The organism is Flavobacterium sp. HJ-32-4, from assembly GCF_022532105.1.
Taxonomy (GTDB): Bacteria; Bacteroidota; Bacteroidia; order Flavobacteriales; family Flavobacteriaceae; genus Flavobacterium.
In genome coordinates this window covers 47,103-68,125 of sequence record NZ_CP092832.1, presented here as the reverse complement: position 1 = coordinate 68,125, position 21,023 = coordinate 47,103, and the positions used below count along the sequence as shown (strand labels likewise).

General features: G+C 51.2%; 2 protein-coding genes (1 of these 2 only partly in view). One reads left to right on the top strand and one right to left on the bottom strand.

Annotation, left to right across the window (positions count from 1 at the left end):
- Positions 1-14 precede the first annotated feature (14 nt).
- Complete coding sequence (locus MKO97_RS00105) at positions 15-1,604, bottom strand: peptide chain release factor 3 (protein ID WP_241104044.1); 1,590 nt, start codon at positions 1,602-1,604, stop codon at positions 15-17.
- Positions 1,605-1,964: 360 nt separating this feature from the next.
- Here MKO97_RS00105 and MKO97_RS00100 point away from each other — a divergent pair, with 360 nt between their 5' ends.
- Positions 1,965-21,023, top strand: the start of a protein-coding gene (locus MKO97_RS00100; protein WP_241104043.1) for an Ig-like domain-containing protein. The gene runs 23,172 nt beyond the window's last position; only the first 19,059 of its 42,231 coding nucleotides appear in the window; its start codon is at positions 1,965-1,967; its stop codon lies beyond the right edge, outside the window.

Below are 21,023 nucleotides of genomic sequence, written 5' to 3'. Positions count from 1 at the left end.
TAAATGGAAGGAATTTATATTTCTTCCGACGTAAATCGCAATTTCACTGATGGGTATTTATCCTGTGTCATTTGTACGCTGAAGGCGGAATCAGCCAAAAATACGAGCTGGCCGAATTTGTCGGTCGCCAAAAACTTGTGTTTGATGCGCGAAAACTCTTTAAACTCTTCATTTTTAGGATCATCGGCTTTTACCCAACAGGCTTTGTAGGCCGGGAAGTTCTCATAGGTACATTTGGCGCCGTATTCGTGCTCCAGGCGGTATTGGATTACCTCGTATTGCAGCGCGCCCACAGTCCCGATCACTTTTCGCCCGTTCATTTCGAGGGTGAACAACTGTGCCACTCCCTCGTCCATCAATTGGTCGATTCCTTTCTCAAGCTGTTTCGCTTTGAGGGGGTCCGCATTGTTGATGTATCGGAAATGTTCCGGTGAGAAGCTCGGGATGCCCCGGAAGTTGAGTTGTTCGCCTTCTGTAAGTGTGTCGCCTATCTTGAAGTTTCCCGTATCGTGAAGTCCCACGATGTCTCCGGCGTAAGAGACATCCACTACTTCTTTCTTTTCGGCGAAGAACGCATTTGGGCTGGAAAATTTGAGCGCCTTCTGCTGTCGAACGTGTATGTAAGGACGGTTGCGTTCGAATGTTCCCGATACGATTTTAACGAAGGCCAGTCGGTCGCGATGTTTTGGGTCCATGTTCGCGTGGATCTTAAATACGAAACCGGTCATTTTTCCTTCCTGTGGATCTACCACCCGGGTATCCGATTCTTTCGGTCGGGGCGGCGGGGCGATGTCGATGAAGCAGTCTAGCAATTCCCGCACACCAAAATTGTTGAGCGCTGATCCGAAAAATACGGGTTGAAGTCGTCCTTCCAGATAGGCGTCGCGATCGAACGGCGGATAGACCTCCTGGATGAGGTCAAGTTCCTCCCGCAGTCGGGATGCCGGTGCCGCGCCGATCAGTTGGTCAAGGTCAGGGTGATTGAGGTCGGAGATAGCGATGGTCTCTTCGATGTTCTTACGGCTGTCGCCGCTGAAAAGGTTGATGTTCTTTTCCCAGATATTGTAGATGCCCTGGAAATCGTATCCCATTCCGATCGGGAAGGAGAGGGGTGTTACGGATAAACCCAGCTTCTTTTCCACTTCGTCCATCAGGTCAAACGCGTCTTTCCCTTCGCGGTCAAGCTTGTTGATGAACACAATGATAGGGATGTGTCGCATCCGGCATACCGAAACGAGTTTCTCGGTTTGTTCTTCGACACCTTTGGCTACGTCGATTACCACAATGACGCTGTCGACGGCCGTCAGGGTGCGGAAAGTGTCTTCGGCAAAGTCTTTGTGGCCCGGTGTATCCAGGATATTGATTTTCTTATCCTTATAATGAAAGGCCAGTACGGACGTAGAGACCGATATCCCGCGTTGGCGTTCAATCTCCATAAAGTCAGATGTAGCGCCTTTTTTTATTTTGTTGCTTTTTACGGCGCCCGCCTCCTGTATTGCACCTCCAAAGAGAAGGAGCTTTTCGGTGAGCGTGGTTTTTCCGGCATCCGGGTGGGAAATGATGCCAAAGGTCCGGCGGCGTTCTATTTCTTTTCTGAAATCCATTGCTAAAGATAAGTTGGCTGCAAAAGTACACATTTATTGCGTCGTGGTTTTTATCCTCTTCGATGCGTCATCCGACGTTTTTTGTCCTTGTTGAAAAAAAATCGTATAACTTTTTGATGTCTCCCTGTTACGAATTCTTTAAGAAATGGTTTGTAAGAAAATACCAACTTAAGCAAAATCTAATATTTTGTTGCCTAATAATGCATTTCGTCGATGATTTGTTGTGAACATCGAAAAAGACAACATGTTACGACGTGCATCCATTTTTTGGATTAATTTTGCCGATAGGCGTTTTTAACACCCGAGTGTTAATAACGTCTGAAAGGCTTTTCGCATTTAAAAGACCTATACAACTAGATCATGCAAAAAAAAATACACTCCAGAAGCGTAATTTTTTCTTTGGTATCCGCCGCTTTCCTTTTGATGGGCGCTGCCGCTCAGGCCCAGATTACGGCGAACGACGACACTGTCACAACGTCACAGGGTAAGCCCATTGCCTTCAACATACTGACCAATGACACGGGGAACCCGAATGCGGCTTCCATTGTCATTTTGGTGCAGCCTGCTGCGGGTACGTTGCAAGTCGGGGCCAATGGAAACATCACCTACCTTCCTAACGGGAACTACATAGGTGCAGATCAATTTACGTATCAGGTGTGTGATAACACAGTTCCTATTCCGAACTGTGATACGGCGGACGTGAACATTACGGTGAATCCAACGTTCCAGGATCCGTGTTTGGAGGCGAACCGTGCGAAGACCTTTTATATGCCCTTCCCGGAAGCAAACCTGTGGGATGCCTTCCGCAGGGCTTCGAACGATGGAGGCGACAACAACCTTGTAAACGCAGTTCGGAACATTACTAGTATCAAGAGTCCGTACCCAGGTGTTGTAATCACGTATGACCATTGGGAGGACGGCTACGAAGCCGATATTACGTATCCTACACAGTCGACGACGCAAATCTGGGGTGACGGTAATTTAAATAACGGTGTAGCTCCGGGATATCCGACGGATATTCTTCCGGGTGGAGCCAGTATCGTTCTCGACGACACCTTTGCATATGGAGCGACACGGGGTAATGTAGCGCCGATAACCGACATTCGGTATGATGGTAAGGATAAGGTATATAGTACCAACGACATTGCGATTTCGAAGGTGACGGGCGACAATGCGCAGTTTGCCTTGCAATTGGCAAAATCGGATGTTTATGACACTACCCGTTTTGGTACCCTATTTGTTATCGGCTTCGGGGAGAATCTCGCGGCGGGGGCTACGCCGGTGTCAACCGTATTCCGGTATACTGCGCTTTTTGTGCGTGCGCAGCAAAACGGAACGATCGTAAGTCTGGATACAGATGGAAACGGCACTATCGATGCTACGCAGACGCTTAACGAAGGCGAGGTTTGGTTTTATGATGGTGTAGGTGGTAATTCTGTGGGGGATACCGATGTTCAGAAAACCGCTAACATTAATCAAACGGGCGATATTCGGGCCGGTGCGACCGTTACGTCCAATAACCCGGTAGGTGTCGATGTATTGTTCGGAGGGTTAGATAATTACGGAACCCGTAATATCAATATTTTCCAATCGCTGTTTTATGGCGACGAATACTACACGCCGGTTTCCGAGACACTTAACGACGGCCCACCGCGTACTGCACCTACGAGAGTGCACATGTACAACCCGCTGAATACTGCTATTACCGTCAATTATTCCAGTGGTACGACCCCCACGCCTGCGTCAATCGTAGTTCCTGCAAAGGGTTCGGCGGTCGTCAGCTTAACTGACCTCGCAACGGGTTATCGTTTTGCCAGTACAGACGGAAGTGCTTTCACAGCCATCCAGATTATGGATGACGATGCAGGGGGGTCGAATTATGACTGGGCCATCTCATTGATTGCCGCCGAGCGACTTACGAACTTCACCAGTATCGCATGGGCACCGGGCTCCCTGAATAACGCAGCGGGCACCAACTACAACCCTATATGGGTGACGCCGCTTGCCAACACCACCATCTATGCCAAATATGATGGTAACCTGAGCGCAACCGGACCGTCTACCAGCCCGTGTAATGTGCCTTTTGATGTTTCATTCACCTTGAACGCCCTGCAGGCACAACGGATTTTCAACCCAAGTGGTAACCAGGGGGGGCTCGCACTTTATACGTGCGACGGCACCCGCTTTGCTGCCGTCTATGGTGAGGATGCCAGTGTGGCCACTACAGGTTCGCCTGCCCTTGACGTTGGTACGGTGATGCAGCCGAAGTGTTTGACCAACCTAATCATCGCGAACGACGACCAGGAAGTGACCGAACCCAATACACCTATTATAGTAGGAGTATTGGAGAATGATTCTCAATTCCTTTGTACAATCAATCCATCATCGGTGGCGGTCATTACGCAACCGACCAACGGATCAGTGACTGTCAATGCGAATGGAACCATTACGTATACACCTAATTCCGGCTTTAACGGTATTGATACGTTTAGGTACCAGGTATGCGCAATTGAGTTCGGTGCGACATGTGATGACGCTTTGGTCACCATTCGCGTAACGACGTGTAACGCGCGTCCGACAGAGGATCTCATTGTAGGTAAAGTGTTCGTAGAACAACTTCCGGACGATTCGGCCTACACAGTAGGAGAGAAGTTGATCGAAGATATACCTGTCGAACTCTATTTTGACGCAAACTGTAACGGGACCATAAATCCTGGCAACGATATCCTGTTGCAAACGACTACTTCAGATCTTTCCGGAAACTACGAGTTTAGCGTAGTTCCCGGTTTTTATGCTAAAGACGATTTTGAACCGGCGGTAGCCACAGGTAATGACGGTACCATTAACTGGACGTCCAACTGGGTCGAGTCGGGAACAGCACCGAATGACCTGACAGCGTCACCTACCAGTATTGGTCCGGATCCGTTAGGAGGCAACAACGTCCTAATCATGAACGGCGCCAACAAAACGGCAACGCGGACGGTTACCTTCTCAAATGCAACTCAGGCTACGCTCTCCTTCCGGTACCGCAGGGTAGCATTGGAGAACACCGAGAGCTTAACGGTAGCAGTCAATGGTACCACGCTTTTGACCATCAACCGATTGGTTACGACCGACACCGCCTATCAGAATGCGACCATTATTATTCCGCCTGCGAATTTCAATGCGAATGGGGTAAATACGATTGCGTTCACGTCTACCAACTTGAATGATGCTGCCGACTTCTTCTATATTGACGACGTCCAGGTAACCTATGCGGTTAACAACGCCTGTTACATCGTTCGCCAAAATGTAAGTGGTTTGGGTGGACGTTTCTCGAATTCAAATCTGAACTCTTATGCAGTTACGACTTCAGGACTCGGAAACTGTTTCAAGAACAATTTCCTCGGTGTACTCGCGAACCTTACTGCGGTTGCGGACTCCTTTAATATAGTAACGGATGTTCCACAGACACTTAATGTCTTAGCGAATGATACACCAGGTTTACCAAACCCATCCAGCGTAACCATTATTTCTAACCCAACCAATGGCACCGTGACGGTCAATCCGAATGGTACCATTACCTACACACCAAATACAGGTTATAACGGGCCCGACTCTTTCCAATATAATGTATGTAGTGCAGATGACGCTACGGTGTGCTCGACGGCAACTGTCACCTTGTCTGTTGCCTGTACCTCTGTCGCCAATCAAAATGTCGTGGCCGGTTTGGTATACAACGACACTAACTTCAACGGCGCACAGAATTTGGGCGAACCCGGTATTCAGGGTGTTTCCGTTAACCTCTATAGTGATGCCAACTCGAACGGCGCAATTGATGGTGCCGACGCGATTGTGCAAACGGTGGCATCTTCTGTTGGAGGAGGTTACCAATTCAATATTACACCGCCTTCCACCAACGGAACGTTCCTCGATAACTTCAACACAGCGGGCAACGGTACCACCAATAACGGTACCAACAACTTTGCCGCAGCGTGGCAGGAAACAGGCGAAGCCGATGGCTTTGGTGCGGGAGACATACAAGTCGTAGCGGCGGGCCTTCGTGTTCGTAACGTAAACAAAGGGGCGGCTCGCTCGATGAACATGACGGGCTTCGAAGTGGCAACACTTACCTATGCTTATACCACTGCTTCTCTGGAAGCAGGTGACGCGATTGCCGTACAGGTCGCCACATCGGCAGGCGGACCGTTTACCACGCTTAATACGATTACGAGTACCAGTACGACCCCAGGCACAGGTAGCCACGATATTAGTGCCTTTATCAGTCCGACTACTACCATCCGATTTATTTGTACTTCGGGCGATGCTACGGACACGGTGACCTTCGACAACGTTCAGGTTGCTTTCACCAACTACACGGCCGCTGCCTACACAGTTCGATTGGCGACGCCATTGTCGAATGGTTATGTGCAGTTGTCTTCTCCAACCTTGTATCCAGTTTCTTTCACCGGTGCTGGTGCCGCTTCGTGTTCGAAACTTTTTGGATTGGCCGTTTCTACCGATTTGGCAGTTACTAAAACGGTTAACAATTCCACACCGAACGTGGGAGCGAATGTGACTTTTACTGTTACGGCTACGAACAACGGTCCTGGCGCGGCAACAAATGTGTCGGTCACCGATCTTCTTCCGTCTGGATATACGCTGGTGTCTGCCTCTCCTTCTTCGGGTTCATACAGTACCGGAACGGGTATTTGGACGATCGGTAATTTGGCAAACGCGCAGAGTCGTACCTTGACCATCATCGCAACGGTACGTGGTTCGGGTACCTATGCGAATACGGCGACGATATCGGGCACTGAGTTTGATCCATCTACGGGCAACAATACCGCCATTAATACACCGGTTCCGGTAACTCAGTCAGAGATTAGCGTAACAAAAATCGTGGATAACGCCACTCCGGTTGTCGGCACGAACGTAACGTTTACGGTTACTGCTGCAAACAATATCGCGTATACGAATGCTACTGGCGTACAAATTACGGACCTCTTGCCGGCGGGCTACAATTTCGTTAGTTCGACGCCTTCGGTCGGTACATACAACAGTGGTACGGGTGTTTGGAACATTGGCAACCTCAATGCAGGAAGCAGCGCAACACTCCAGATTGTGGCGACTGTAAGAGGAAGCGGATCCTATTTGAACAGCGCTTCGCTCTCCGCTGTTACACCGCCGGATGCAAATAATGGAAATAATACCGGCACCAGCACAACAACGCCTACTTCACGTTCTGAAATTTCCATCAATAAGGTAGCATCTAATAATACCCCTAACGTGGGTACCAACGTGACGTTTACGATCACGGCTGCTAATAACGTGAACTATAGCGATGCAACCGGTGTAACGGTAACGGATCTGCTACCATCCGGATATGTATTCGTTAGTGCGACACCGTCTGCAGGTACTTATAATAATGGTACGGGAGTCTGGAATATCGGTAACCTTAACGCGGGTTCAAGTGCTACGCTCCAGGTAGTGGCGACGGTTTTGGCGACAGGTACATATGCCAACACGGCCTCTCTTACGACCACGGCACCACAGGATGATGTTCCTGGTAACAATACGTCAACAAATACACCGACTCCATCTCCTCGTAGTGAAATCGCGGTCACTAAGAATGTTAACAATTCAACGCCGGTTGTCGGCACAAATGTGACGTTCACGATCTCTGCGGCTAACGCGGCTGGATTCAGCAATGCTACGGGTGTAACAGTTACAGATCTTCTTCCATCAGGTTACGCCTTTGTAAGCGCCACTCCGTCTACAGGTACGTACAGTAATGGTACGGGAATCTGGAACATTGGAAACCTTAACGCGGGAGCCAGTGCCTCGCTTCAAATTGTAGCTACGGTATTGGGCTCAGGAACGTACGCAAACACGGCCTCCCTTACGACCACGACACCACAGGATGACGTTCCTGGCAACAACACGTCAACGAATACACCAACTCCATCTCCTCGCAGTGAGATAGCGATCACTAAAGTTGTAAATAATTCAACGCCTGCTGTTGGTACCAATGTAACGTTTACGATTACAGCGGCCAACGCAGCGGGTTATACGAATGCAACAGGTGTAACGGTTACGGATCTTCTTCCATCAGGTTACGCCTTTGTAAGCTCGACGCCATCGGTAGGTAGCTACAACAGCGGCACGGGTCTATGGACCATCGGTAACCTGAATGCAGGTGCAAGCGCTACACTCGATATCGTAGCGACGGTACTTGGTTCAGGAACATATGCCAACACGGCGTCCCTTACTTCGACTACACCACCGGATGATGTTCCGGGCAACAATACAGGTGGCAGCACGCCAACACCATCTCCACGTTCGGAAATCTCCGTTACCAAAGGTGTTGACAATGCGACACCAAACGTAGGTACGAATGTGACCTTTACAATCACAGCGGCCAACGCAGCCGGTTACACGAATGCAACAGGTGTAACGGTTACGGATCTTCTTCCATCAGGTTACGCTTTTGTAAGCTCGACGCCATCGGTAGGTAGCTACAACAGCGGCACGGGTCTATGGACCATCGGTAACCTGAATGCCGGTACAAGCGCTACACTCGATATCGTAGCGACGGTACTTGGTTCAGGAACATATGCCAACACGGCGTCCCTTACTTCGACTACACCACCGGATGATGTACCGGGTAACAATACAGGTGGCAGCACGCCAACACCGTCACCACGTTCGGAAATCTCCGTTACCAAAGGTGTTGACAATGCTACACCAAACGTAGGTACGAATGTGACCTTTACAATCACAGCGGCCAACGCAGCCGGTTACACGAATGCAACAGGTGTAACGGTTACGGATCTTCTTCCATCAGGTTACGCCTTTGTAAGCTCGACGCCATCGGTAGGTAGCTACAACAGCGGCACGGGTCTATGGACCATCGGTAACCTGAATGCAGGTGCAAGCGCCACACTTGATATTGTAGCAACGGTACTTGGTTCAGGAACATATGCCAACACGGCGTCCCTTACTTCAACTACACCACCGGATGATGTTCCGGGTAACAATACAGGTGGCAGCACGCCAACACCGTCACCACGTTCGGAAATCTCCGTTACCAAAGGTGTTGACAATGCTACACCAAACGTAGGTACGAATGTGACCTTTACAATCACAGCGGCCAACGCAGCCGGTTACACGAATGCAACAGGTGTAACGGTTACGGATCTTCTTCCATCAGGTTACGCCTTTGTAAGCTCGACGCCATCGGTAGGTAGCTACAACAGCGGCACGGGTCTATGGACCATCGGTAACCTGAATGCCGGTACAAGCGCTACACTCGATATCGTAGCGACTGTTCTGGGTTCAGGAACATATGCCAACACCGCTTCCCTTACTTCGACTACACCACCGGATGATGTTCCGGGTAACAATACAGGTGGCAGCACGCCAACACCGTCACCACGTTCGGAAATCTCCGTTACCAAAGGTGTTGACAATGCTACACCAAACGTAGGTACGAATGTGACCTTTACAATCACAGCGGCCAACGCAGCCGGTTACACGAATGCAACAGGTGTAACGGTTACGGATCTTCTTCCATCAGGTTACGCCTTTGTAAGCTCGACGCCATCGGTAGGTAGCTACAACAGCGGCACGGGTCTATGGACCATCGGTAACCTGAATGCAGGTGCAAGCGCTACACTCGATATCGTAGCGACGGTACTTGGTTCAGGAACATATGCCAACACGGCGTCCCTTACTTCGACTACACCACCGGATGATGTTCCGGGCAACAATACAGGTGGCAGCACGCCAACACCATCTCCACGTTCGGAAATCTCCGTTACCAAAGGTGTTGACAATGCTACACCAAACGTAGGTACGAATGTGACCTTTACAATCACAGCGGCCAACGCAGCCGGTTACACGAATGCAACAGGTGTAACGGTTACGGATCTTCTTCCATCAGGTTACGCCTTTGTAAGCTCGACACCATCGGTAGGTAGCTACAACAGCGGCACGGGTCTATGGACCATCGGTAACCTGAATGCCGGTACAAGCGCTACACTCGATATCGTAGCGACGGTACTTGGTTCAGGAACATATGCCAACACCGCTTCCCTTACTTCGACTACACCACCGGATGATGTTCCGGGTAACAATACAGGTGGCAGCACGCCAACACCGTCACCACGTTCGGAAATCTCCGTTACCAAAGGTGTTGACAATGCGACACCAAACGTAGGTACGAATGTGACCTTTACAATCACAGCGGCCAACGCAACAGGTTATACGAATGCAACAGGTGTAACGGTGACGGATCTTCTTCCATCAGGTTACGCCTTTGTAAGCTCGACGCCATCGGTAGGTAGCTACAACAGCGGCACGGGTCTATGGACCATCGGTAACCTGAATGCAGGTGCAAGCGCTACACTCGATATCGTAGCGACGGTACTTGGTTCAGGAACATATGCCAACACGGCGTCCCTTACTTCGACTACACCACCGGATGATGTACCGGGCAACAATACAGGTGGCAGCACGCCAACACCGTCACCACGTTCGGAAATCTCCGTTACCAAAGGTGTTGACAATGCTACACCAAACGTAGGTACGAATGTGACCTTTACAATCACAGCGGCCAACGCAGCCGGTTACACGAATGCAACAGGTGTAACGGTTACGGATCTTCTTCCATCAGGTTACGCCTTTGTAAGCTCGACGCCATCGGTAGGTAGCTACAACAGCGGCACGGGTCTATGGACCATCGGTAACCTGAATGCAGGTGCAAGCGCTACACTCGATATCGTAGCGACGGTACTTGGTTCAGGAACATATGCCAACACGGCGTCCCTTACTTCGACTACACCACCGGATGATGTTCCGGGCAACAATACAGGTGGCAGCACGCCAACACCGTCACCACGTTCGGAAATCTCCGTTACCAAAGGTGTTGACAATGCGACACCAAACGTAGGTACGAATGTGACCTTTACAATCACAGCGGCCAACGCAGCCGGTTACACGAATGCAACAGGTGTAACGGTTACGGATCTTCTTCCATCAGGTTACGCCTTTGTAAGCTCGACGCCATCGGTAGGTAGCTACAACAGCGGCACGGGTCTATGGACCATCGGTAACCTGAATGCCGGTACAAGCGCTACACTCGATATCGTAGCGACTGTTCTGGGTTCAGGAACATATGCCAACACCGCTTCCCTTACTTCGACTACACCACCGGATGATGTTCCGGGTAACAATACAGGTGGCAGCACGCCAACACCGTCACCACGTTCGGAAATCTCCGTTACCAAAGGTGTTGACAATGCTACACCAAACGTAGGTACGAATGTGACCTTTACAATCACAGCGGCCAACGCAGCCGGTTACACGAATGCAACAGGTGTAACGGTTACGGATCTTCTTCCATCAGGTTACGCCTTTGTAAGCTCGACGCCATCGGTAGGTAGCTACAACAGCGGCACGGGTCTATGGACCATCGGTAACCTGAATGCAGGTGCAAGCGCTACACTCGATATCGTAGCGACGGTACTTGGTTCAGGAACATATGCCAACACGGCGTCCCTTACTTCGACTACACCACCGGATGATGTTCCGGGCAACAATACAGGTGGCAGCACGCCAACACCATCTCCACGTTCGGAAATCTCCGTTACCAAAGGTGTTGACAATGCGACACCAAACGTAGGTACGAATGTGACCTTTACAATCACAGCGGCCAACGCAGCCGGTTACACGAATGCAACAGGTGTAACGGTTACGGATCTTCTTCCATCAGGTTACGCCTTTGTAAGCTCGACACCATCGGTAGGTAGCTACAACAGCGGCACGGGTCTATGGACCATCGGTAACCTGAATGCCGGTACAAGCGCTACACTCGATATCGTAGCGACGGTACTTGGTTCAGGAACATATGCCAACACCGCTTCCCTTACTTCGACTACACCACCGGATGATGTTCCGGGTAACAATACAGGTGGCAGCACGCCAACACCGTCACCACGTTCGGAAATCTCCGTTACCAAAGGTGTTGACAATGCGACACCAAACGTAGGTACGAATGTGACCTTTACAATCACAGCGGCCAACGCAACAGGTTATACGAATGCAACAGGTGTAACGGTGACGGATCTTCTTCCATCAGGTTACGCCTTTGTAAGCTCGACGCCATCGGTAGGTAGCTACAACAGCGGCACAGGTCTATGGACTATCGGTAACCTGAATGCAGGTACAAGCGCTACACTCGATATCGTAGCGACGGTACTTGGTTCAGGAACATACGCCAACACCGCTTCCCTTACTTCGACTACACCACCGGATGATGTTCCGGGTAACAATACAGGTGGCAGCACGCCAACACCGTCACCACGTTCGGAAATCTCCGTTACCAAAGGTGTTGACAATGCGACACCAAACGTAGGTACGAATGTGACCTTTACAATCACAGCGGCCAACGCAACAGGTTATACGAATGCAACAGGTGTAACGGTTACGGATCTTCTTCCATCAGGTTACGCCTTTGTAAGCTCGACACCATCGGTAGGTAGCTACAACAGCGGCACGGGTCTATGGACTATCGGTAACCTGAATGCCGGTACAAGCGCTACACTCGATATCGTAGCGACGGTACTTGGTTCAGGAACATATGCCAACACCGCTTCCCTTACTTCGACTACACCACCGGATGATGTTCCGGGTAACAATACAGGTGGCAGCACGCCAACACCGTCACCACGTTCGGAAATCTCCGTTACCAAAGGTGTTGACAATGCGACACCAAACGTAGGTACGAATGTGACCTTTACAATCACAGCGGCCAACGCAACAGGTTATACGAATGCAACAGGTGTAACGGTGACGGATCTTCTTCCATCAGGTTACGCCTTTGTAAGCTCGACACCATCGGTAGGTAGCTACAACAGCGGCACAGGTCTATGGACTATCGGTAACCTGAATGCAGGTACAAGCGCTACACTCGATATCGTAGCGACGGTACTTGGTTCAGGAACATACGCCAACACCGCTTCCCTTACTTCGACTACACCACCGGATGATGTTCCGGGTAACAATACAGGTGGCAGCACGCCAACACCGTCACCACGTTCGGAAATCTCCGTTACCAAAGGTGTTGACAATGCGACACCAAACGTAGGTACGAATGTGACCTTTACAATCACAGCGGCCAACGCAACAGGTTATACGAATGCAACAGGTGTAACGGTTACGGATCTTCTTCCATCAGGTTACGCCTTTGTAAGCTCGACACCATCGGTAGGTAGCTACAACAGCGGCACGGGTCTATGGACTATCGGTAACCTGAATGCCGGTACAAGCGCTACACTCGATATCGTAGCGACGGTACTTGGTTCAGGAACATACGCCAACACGGCGTCCCTTACTTCGACTACACCACCGGATGATGTTCCGGGCAACAATACAGGTGGCAGCACGCCAACACCGTCACCACGTTCGGAAATCTCCGTTACCAAAGGTGTTGACAATGCGACACCAAACGTAGGTACGAATGTGACCTTTACAATCACAGCGGCCAACGCAGCCGGTTACACGAATGCAACAGGTGTAACGGTTACGGATCTTCTTCCATCAGGTTACGCCTTTGTAAGCTCGACACCATCGGTAGGTAGCTACAACAGCGGCACGGGTCTATGGACTATCGGTAACCTGAATGCAGGTGCAAGCGCTACACTCGATATCGTAGCGACGGTACTTGGTTCAGGAACATATGCCAACACCGCTTCCCTTACTTCGACTACACCACCGGATGATGTTCCGGGCAACAATACAGGTGGCAGCACGCCAGTTCCGGTTCCGCAGGCAGACCGTAGCGTAGTCAAGTCGGTGAATAATTCGACACCGAATGTCGGAAGCACTATTGTCTTTACCCTGACAGCTTCGAATGCGGGATTGAGCGACTCAACCAATACCACGGTTACAGATGTATTGCCGACAGGATATACCTATGTATCTGCCGTGGCTAGTTCGGGTACTTATAACCCAGGTACGGGGGTTTGGAATCTCGGGACCTTGGCTAATGGAGCATCTGAAACACTTGATATTACGGTTTCTGTCAACGCTTCGGGAAATTACACGAACACGGCAACCATCAATGGAACTGAAAATGACCCTATTCCAGGAAATAATATAGGTTCGAATACCCCGGTTCCGGTTCCACAGGCGGACCGCCAGGTTACAAAGACAGTTGATAACCCTAGTCCGGCAACAGGTGATACGATTACCTTTACAATTGTAGCACAGAATAACGGCCCAAGTGATTCGACTGGAGTTCAGGTTGACGATGTATTGCCGTCTGGATATACGTATCAGTCGTCTGTTGCTACAATAGGAACGTATAATCCTGCTACTGGTGTTTGGAATATCGGTAACCTACCAAACGGAGGTTCCCAAACGCTCACGATAACAGTAACAGTGCTCGCTTCGGGTAACCGTACGAATACAGCGGTTATCACGGGGGTTGAAGTGGATCCGATTCCGGCAAACAGTACGGATTTTGTGACGCCTGGGGTTGTTAATACACCTCCGGTTGCAGTTGATGATAACAATACTACTGCAGAGGATACAACATTAACGGTGTTGGACGGAGCTCCTGGCGATCTGCTACTGAATGATTCCGATATTGACCTCAATACGATTTTCATTACACAGTTTACAATTGGAGGTATCAATTACCCTGCGGGTAATACAGCAGTCATTCCGGAAGGAAGTGTCACAATTAATGCGGATGGTAGCTATACATTCGTGCCGACGCCAAACTTCAATGGCCCGGTTCAGGCTATTCAGTATACGGTATCCGATGGTACGGATACTGATACAGGCATTCTGACTTTAAATGTAACTTCAGTTAACGATTTACCGGTAGCGAACGATGATACCATCGCCGGTAATGAGGATACCCCTCAGAACCTGGTAGTTCTTGGCAACGATAACTTCGGTGGCGACGGACCTTCGACAGGAACGATTACCATCACAGTAGCCCCTGCAAACGGTACAGCTACAGTGAATGATGGCGGCACACCGAACGATCCGACCGATGATACGATCGATTACACCCCGAATGCGAACTTCAACGGCACCGATACACTGACATACCAGATAGCGGATGCCAACGGAGATACCGATACGGCTGTAGTGACGATTAACGTAGCGCCGGACGCTCCGACAGCGGACGTACCAGTAGCGAACGATGATACCATCGCCGGTAATGAGGATACCCCTCAGAACCTGGTAGTACTTGGCAACGATAACTTCGGTGGCGACGGACCTTCGACAGGAACGATTACCATCACAGTAGCCCCTGCAAACGGTACAGCTACAGTGAATGATGGCGGCACACCGAACGATCCGACCGATGATACGATCGATTACACCCCGAATGCGAACTTCAACGGTACCGATACACTGACATACCAGATAGCGGATGCTAACGGCGATACCGATACGGCTGTAGTGACGATTAACGTAGCGCCGGACGCTCCGACAGCGGACGTACCAGTAGCGAACGATGATACCATCGCCGGTAATGAGGATACCCCTCAGAACCTGGTAGTACTTGGCAACGATAACTTCGGTGGCGACGGACCATCCACAGGTACCATCACTATCACAGTAGCCCCTGCAAACGGTACAGCTACAGTGAACGATGGCGGCACACCGAACGATCCGACCGATGATACGATCGATTACACCCCGAATGCGAACTTCAACGGCACCGATACACTGACATACCAGATAGCGGATGCCAACGGCGATACCGATACGGCTGTAGTGACGATTAACGTAGCGCCGGACGCTCCGACAGCGGACGTACCAGTAGCGAACGATGATACCATCGCCGGTAATGAGGATACCCCTCAGAACCTGGTAGTACTTGGCAACGATAACTTCGGTGGCGACGGACCTTCGACAGGAACGATTATCATCACAGTAGCCCCTGCAAACGGTACAGCTACAGTGAATGATGGTGGCACACCGAACGATCCGACCGATGATACGATCGATTACACCCCGAATGCGAACTTCAACGGTACCGATACACTGACATACCAGATAGCGGATGCTAACGGCGATACCGATACGGCTGTAGTGACCATTAACGTAGCTCCGGACGCTCCAACAGCGGACGTACCAGTAGCGAACGATGATACCATCGCCGGTAATGAGGATACCCCTCAGAACCTGGTAGTACTTGGCAACGATAATTTCGGTGGCGACGGACCTTCGACAGGAACGATTACCATCACAGTAGCCCCTGCAAACGGTACAGCTACAGTGAATGATGGCGGCACACCGAACGATCCGACCGATGATACGATCGATTACACCCCGAATGCGAACTTCAACGGCACCGATACACTGACGTATCAGATAGCGGATGCTAACGGCGATACCGATACGGCTGTAGTGACCATTAACGTAGCTCCGGACGCTCCAACAGCGGATGTACCAGTAGCGAACGATGATACCATCGCCGGTAATGAGGATACCCCTCAGAACCTGGTAGTACTTGGCAACGATAACTTCGGTGGCGACGGACCTTCGACAGGAACGATTACCATCACAGTAGCCCCTGCAAACGGTACAGCTACAGTGAATGATGGCGGCACACCGAACGATCCGACCGATGATACGATCGACTACACCCCGAATGCGAACTTCAACGGCACCGATACACTGACGTATCAGATAGCGGATGCCAACGGCGATACCGATACGGCTGTAGTGACCATTAACGTAGCTCCGGACGCTCCAACAGCGGATGTACCAGTAGCGAACGATGATACCATCGCCGGTAATGAGGATACCCCTCAGAACCTGGTAGTACTTGGCAACGATAACTTCGGTGGCGACGGACCATCGACAGGAACGATTACCATCACAGTAGCCCCTGCAAACGGTACAGCTACAGTGAATGATGGCGGCACACCGAACGATCCAACCGATGATACGATCGACTACACCCCGAATGCGAACTTCAACGGCACCGATACACTGACGTATCAGATAGCGGATGCTAACGGCGATACCGATACGGCTGTAGTGACGATTAACGTAGCGCCGGACGCTCCGACAGCGGACGTACCAGTAGCGAACGATGATACCATCGCCGGTAATGAGGATACCCCTCAGAACCTGGTAGTACTTGGCAACGATAATTTCGGTGGCGACGGACCTTCGACAGGAACGATTACCATCACAGTAGCCCCTGCAAACGGTACAGCTACAGTGAATGATGGCGGCACACCGAACGATCCGACCGATGATACGATCGATTACACCCCGAATGCGAACTTCAACGGCACCGATACACTGACGTATCAGATAGCGGATGCTAACGGCGATACCGATACGGCTGTAGTGACCATTAACGTAGCTCCGGACGCTCCAACAGCGGATGTACCAGTAGCGAACGATGATACCATCGCCGGTAATGAGGATACCCCTCAGAACCTGGTAGTACTTGGCAACGATAACTTCGGTGGCGACGGACCATCGACAGGAACGATTACCATCACAGTAGCCCCTGCAAACGGTACAGCTACAGTGAATGATGGCGGCACACCGAACGATCCAACCGATGATACGATCGACTACACCCCGAATGCGAACTTCAACGGCACCGATACACTGACATACCAGATAGCGGATGCCAACGGAGATACCGATACGGCTGTAGTGACGATTAACGTAGCGCCGGACGCTCCGACAGCGGACGTACCAGTAGCGAACGATGATACCATCGCCGGTAATGAGGATACCCCTCAGAACCTGGTAGTACTTGGCAACGATAACTTCGGTGGCGACGGACCTTCGACAGGAACGATTACCATCACAGTAGCCCCTGCAAACGGTACAGCTACAGTGAATGATGGCGGCACACCGAACGATCCGACCGATGATACGATCGATTACACCCCGAATGCGAACTTCAACGGTACCGATACACTGACATACCAGATAGCGGATGCTAACGGCGATACCGATACGGCTGTAGTGACGATTAACGTAGCGCCGGACGCTCCGACAGCGGATGTACCAGTAGCGAACGATGATACCATCGCCGGTAATGAGGATACCCCTCAGAACCTGGTAGTACTTGGCAACGATAATTTCGGTGGCGACGGACCTTCGACAGGAACGATTACCATCACAGTAGCCCCTGCAAACGGTACAGCTACAGTGAACGATGGCGGCACACCGAACGATCCGACCGATGATACGATCGATTACACCCCGAATGCGAACTTCAACGGCACCGATACACTGACATACCAGATAGCGGATGCCAACGGCGATACCGATACGGCTGTAGTGACGATTAACGTAGCGCCGGACGCTCCGACAGCGGACGTACCAGTAGCGAACGATGATACCATCGCCGGTAATGAGGATACCCCTCAGAACCTGGTAGTACTTGGCAACGATAACTTCGGTGGCGACGGACCTTCGACAGGAACGATTATCATCACAGTAGCCCCTGCAAACGGTACAGCTACAGTGAATGATGGTGGCACACCGAACGATCCGACCGATGATACGATCGATTACACCCCGAATGCGAACTTCAACGGTACCGATACACTGACATACCAGATAGCGGATGCTAACGGCGATACCGATACGGCTGTAGTGACCATTAACGTAGCTCCGGACGCTCCAACAGCGGACGTACCAGTAGCGAACGATGATACCATCGCCGGTAATGAGGATACCCCTCAGAACCTGGTAGTACTTGGCAACGATAATTTCGGTGGCGACGGACCTTCGACAGGAACGATTACCATCACAGTAGCCCCTGCAAACGGTACAGCTACAGTGAATGATGGCGGCACACCGAACGATCCGACCGATGATACGATCGATTACACCCCGAATGCGAACTTCAACGGCACCGATACACTGACGTATCAGATAGCGGATGCTAACGGCGATACCGATACGGCTGTAGTGACCATTAACGTAGCTCCGGACGCTCCAACAGCGGATGTACCAGTAGCGAACGATGATACCATCGCCGGTAATGAGGATACCCCTCAGAACCTGGTAGTACTTGGCAACGATAACTTCGGTGGCGACGGACCTTCGACAGGAACGATTACCATCACAGTAGCCCCTGCAAACGGTACAGCTACAGTGAATGATGGCGGCACACCGAACGATCCGACCGATGATACGATCGACTACACCCCGAATGCGAACTTCAACGGCACCGATACACTGACGTATCAGATAGCGGATGCTAACGGCGATACCGATACGGCTGTAGTGACCATTAACGTAGCTCCGGACGCTCCAACAGCGGATGTACCAGTAGCGAACGATGATACCATCGCCGGTAATGAGGATACCCCTCAGAACCTGGTAGTACTTGGCAACGATAACTTCGGTGGCGACGGACCATCGACAGGAACGATTACCATCACAGTAGCCCCTGCAAACGGTACAGCTACAGTGAATGATGGCGGCACACCGAACGATCCAACCGATGATACGATCGACTACACCCCGAATGCGAACTTCAACGGCACCGATACACTGACATACCAGATAGCGGACGCCAACGGCGATACCGATACGGCTGTAGTGACCATTAACGTAGCGCCGGACGCTCCAACAGCGGATGTACCAGTAGCGAACGATGATACCATCGCCGGTAATGAGGATACCCCTCAGAACCTGGTAGTACTTGGCAACGATAATTTCGGTGGCGACGGACCATCGACAGGAACGATTACCATCACAGTAGCCCCTGCAAACGGTACAGCTACAGTGAATGATGGCGGCACACCGAACGATCCGACCGATGATACGATCGATTACACCCCGAATGCGAACTTCAACGGCACCGATACACTGACATACCAGATAGCGGACGGAAGCGGAGATACCGATACGGCTGTAGTGACGATCAACGTAGCGCCGGACGCTCCGACAGCGGACGTACCAGTAGCGAACGATGATACCATCGCCGGTAATGAGGATACCCCTCAGAACCTGGTAGTACTTGGCAACGATAATTTCGGTGGCGACGGACCTTCGACAGGAACGATTACCATCACAGTAGCCCCTGCAAACGGTACAGCTACAGTGAACGATGGCGGCACACCGAACGATCCAACCGATGATACGATCGATTACACCCCGAATGCGAACTTCAACGGTACCGATACACTGACATACCAGATAGCGGATGCTAACGGCGATACCGATACGGCTGTAGTGACCATTAACGTAGCGCCGGACGCTCCAACAGCGGATGTACCAGTAGCGAACGATGATACCATCGCCGGTAATGAGGATACCCCTCAGAACCTGGTAGTACTTGGCAACGATAACTTCGGTGGCGACGGACCTTCGACAGGAACGATTACCATCACAGTAGCCCCTGCAAACGGTACAGCTACAGTGAATGATGGCGGCACACCGAACGATCCGACCGATGATACGATCGATTACACCCCGAATGCGAACTTCAACGGCACCGATACACTGACATACCAGATAGCGGACGCCAACGGCGATACCGATACGGCTGTAGTGACGATTAACGTAGCGCCGGACGCTCCGACAGCGGATGTACCAGTAGCGAACGATGATACCATCGCCGGTAATGAGGATACCCCTCAGAACCTGGTAGTTCTTGGCAACGATAACTTCGGTGGCGACGGACCATCCACAGGAACCATCACTATCACAGTAGCCCCTGCAAACGGTACAGCTACAGTGAACGATGGCGGCACACCGAACGATCCGACCGATGATACGATCGACTACACCCCGAATGCGAACTTCAACGGCACCGATACACTGACGTACCAGATAGCGGATGCCAACGGAGATACCGATACGGCTGTAGTGACGATTAACGTAGCGCCGGACGCTCCGACAGCGGACGTACCAGTAGCGAACGATGATACCATCGCCGGTAATGAGGATACCCCTCAGAACCTGGTAGTACTTGGCAACGATAACTTCGGTGGCGACGGACCATCCACAGGTACCATCACTATCACAGTAGCCCCTGCAAACGGTACAGCTACAGTGAACGATGGCGGCACACCGAACGATCCAACCGATGATACGATCGACTACACCCCGAATGCGAACTTCAACGGCACCGATACACTGACATACCAGATAGCGGATGCCAACGGCGATACCGATACGGCTGTAGTGACCATTAACGTAGCTCCGGACGCTCCGACAGCGGACGTACCAGTAGCGAACGATGATACCATCGCCGGTAATGAGGATACCCCTCAGAACCTGGTAGTTCTTGGCAACGATAACTTCGGTGGCGACGGACCATCGACAGGAACCATCACTATCACAGTAGCCCCTGCAAACGGTACAGCTACAGTGAACAATGGCGGCACACCGAACGATCCAACCGATGATACGATCGAT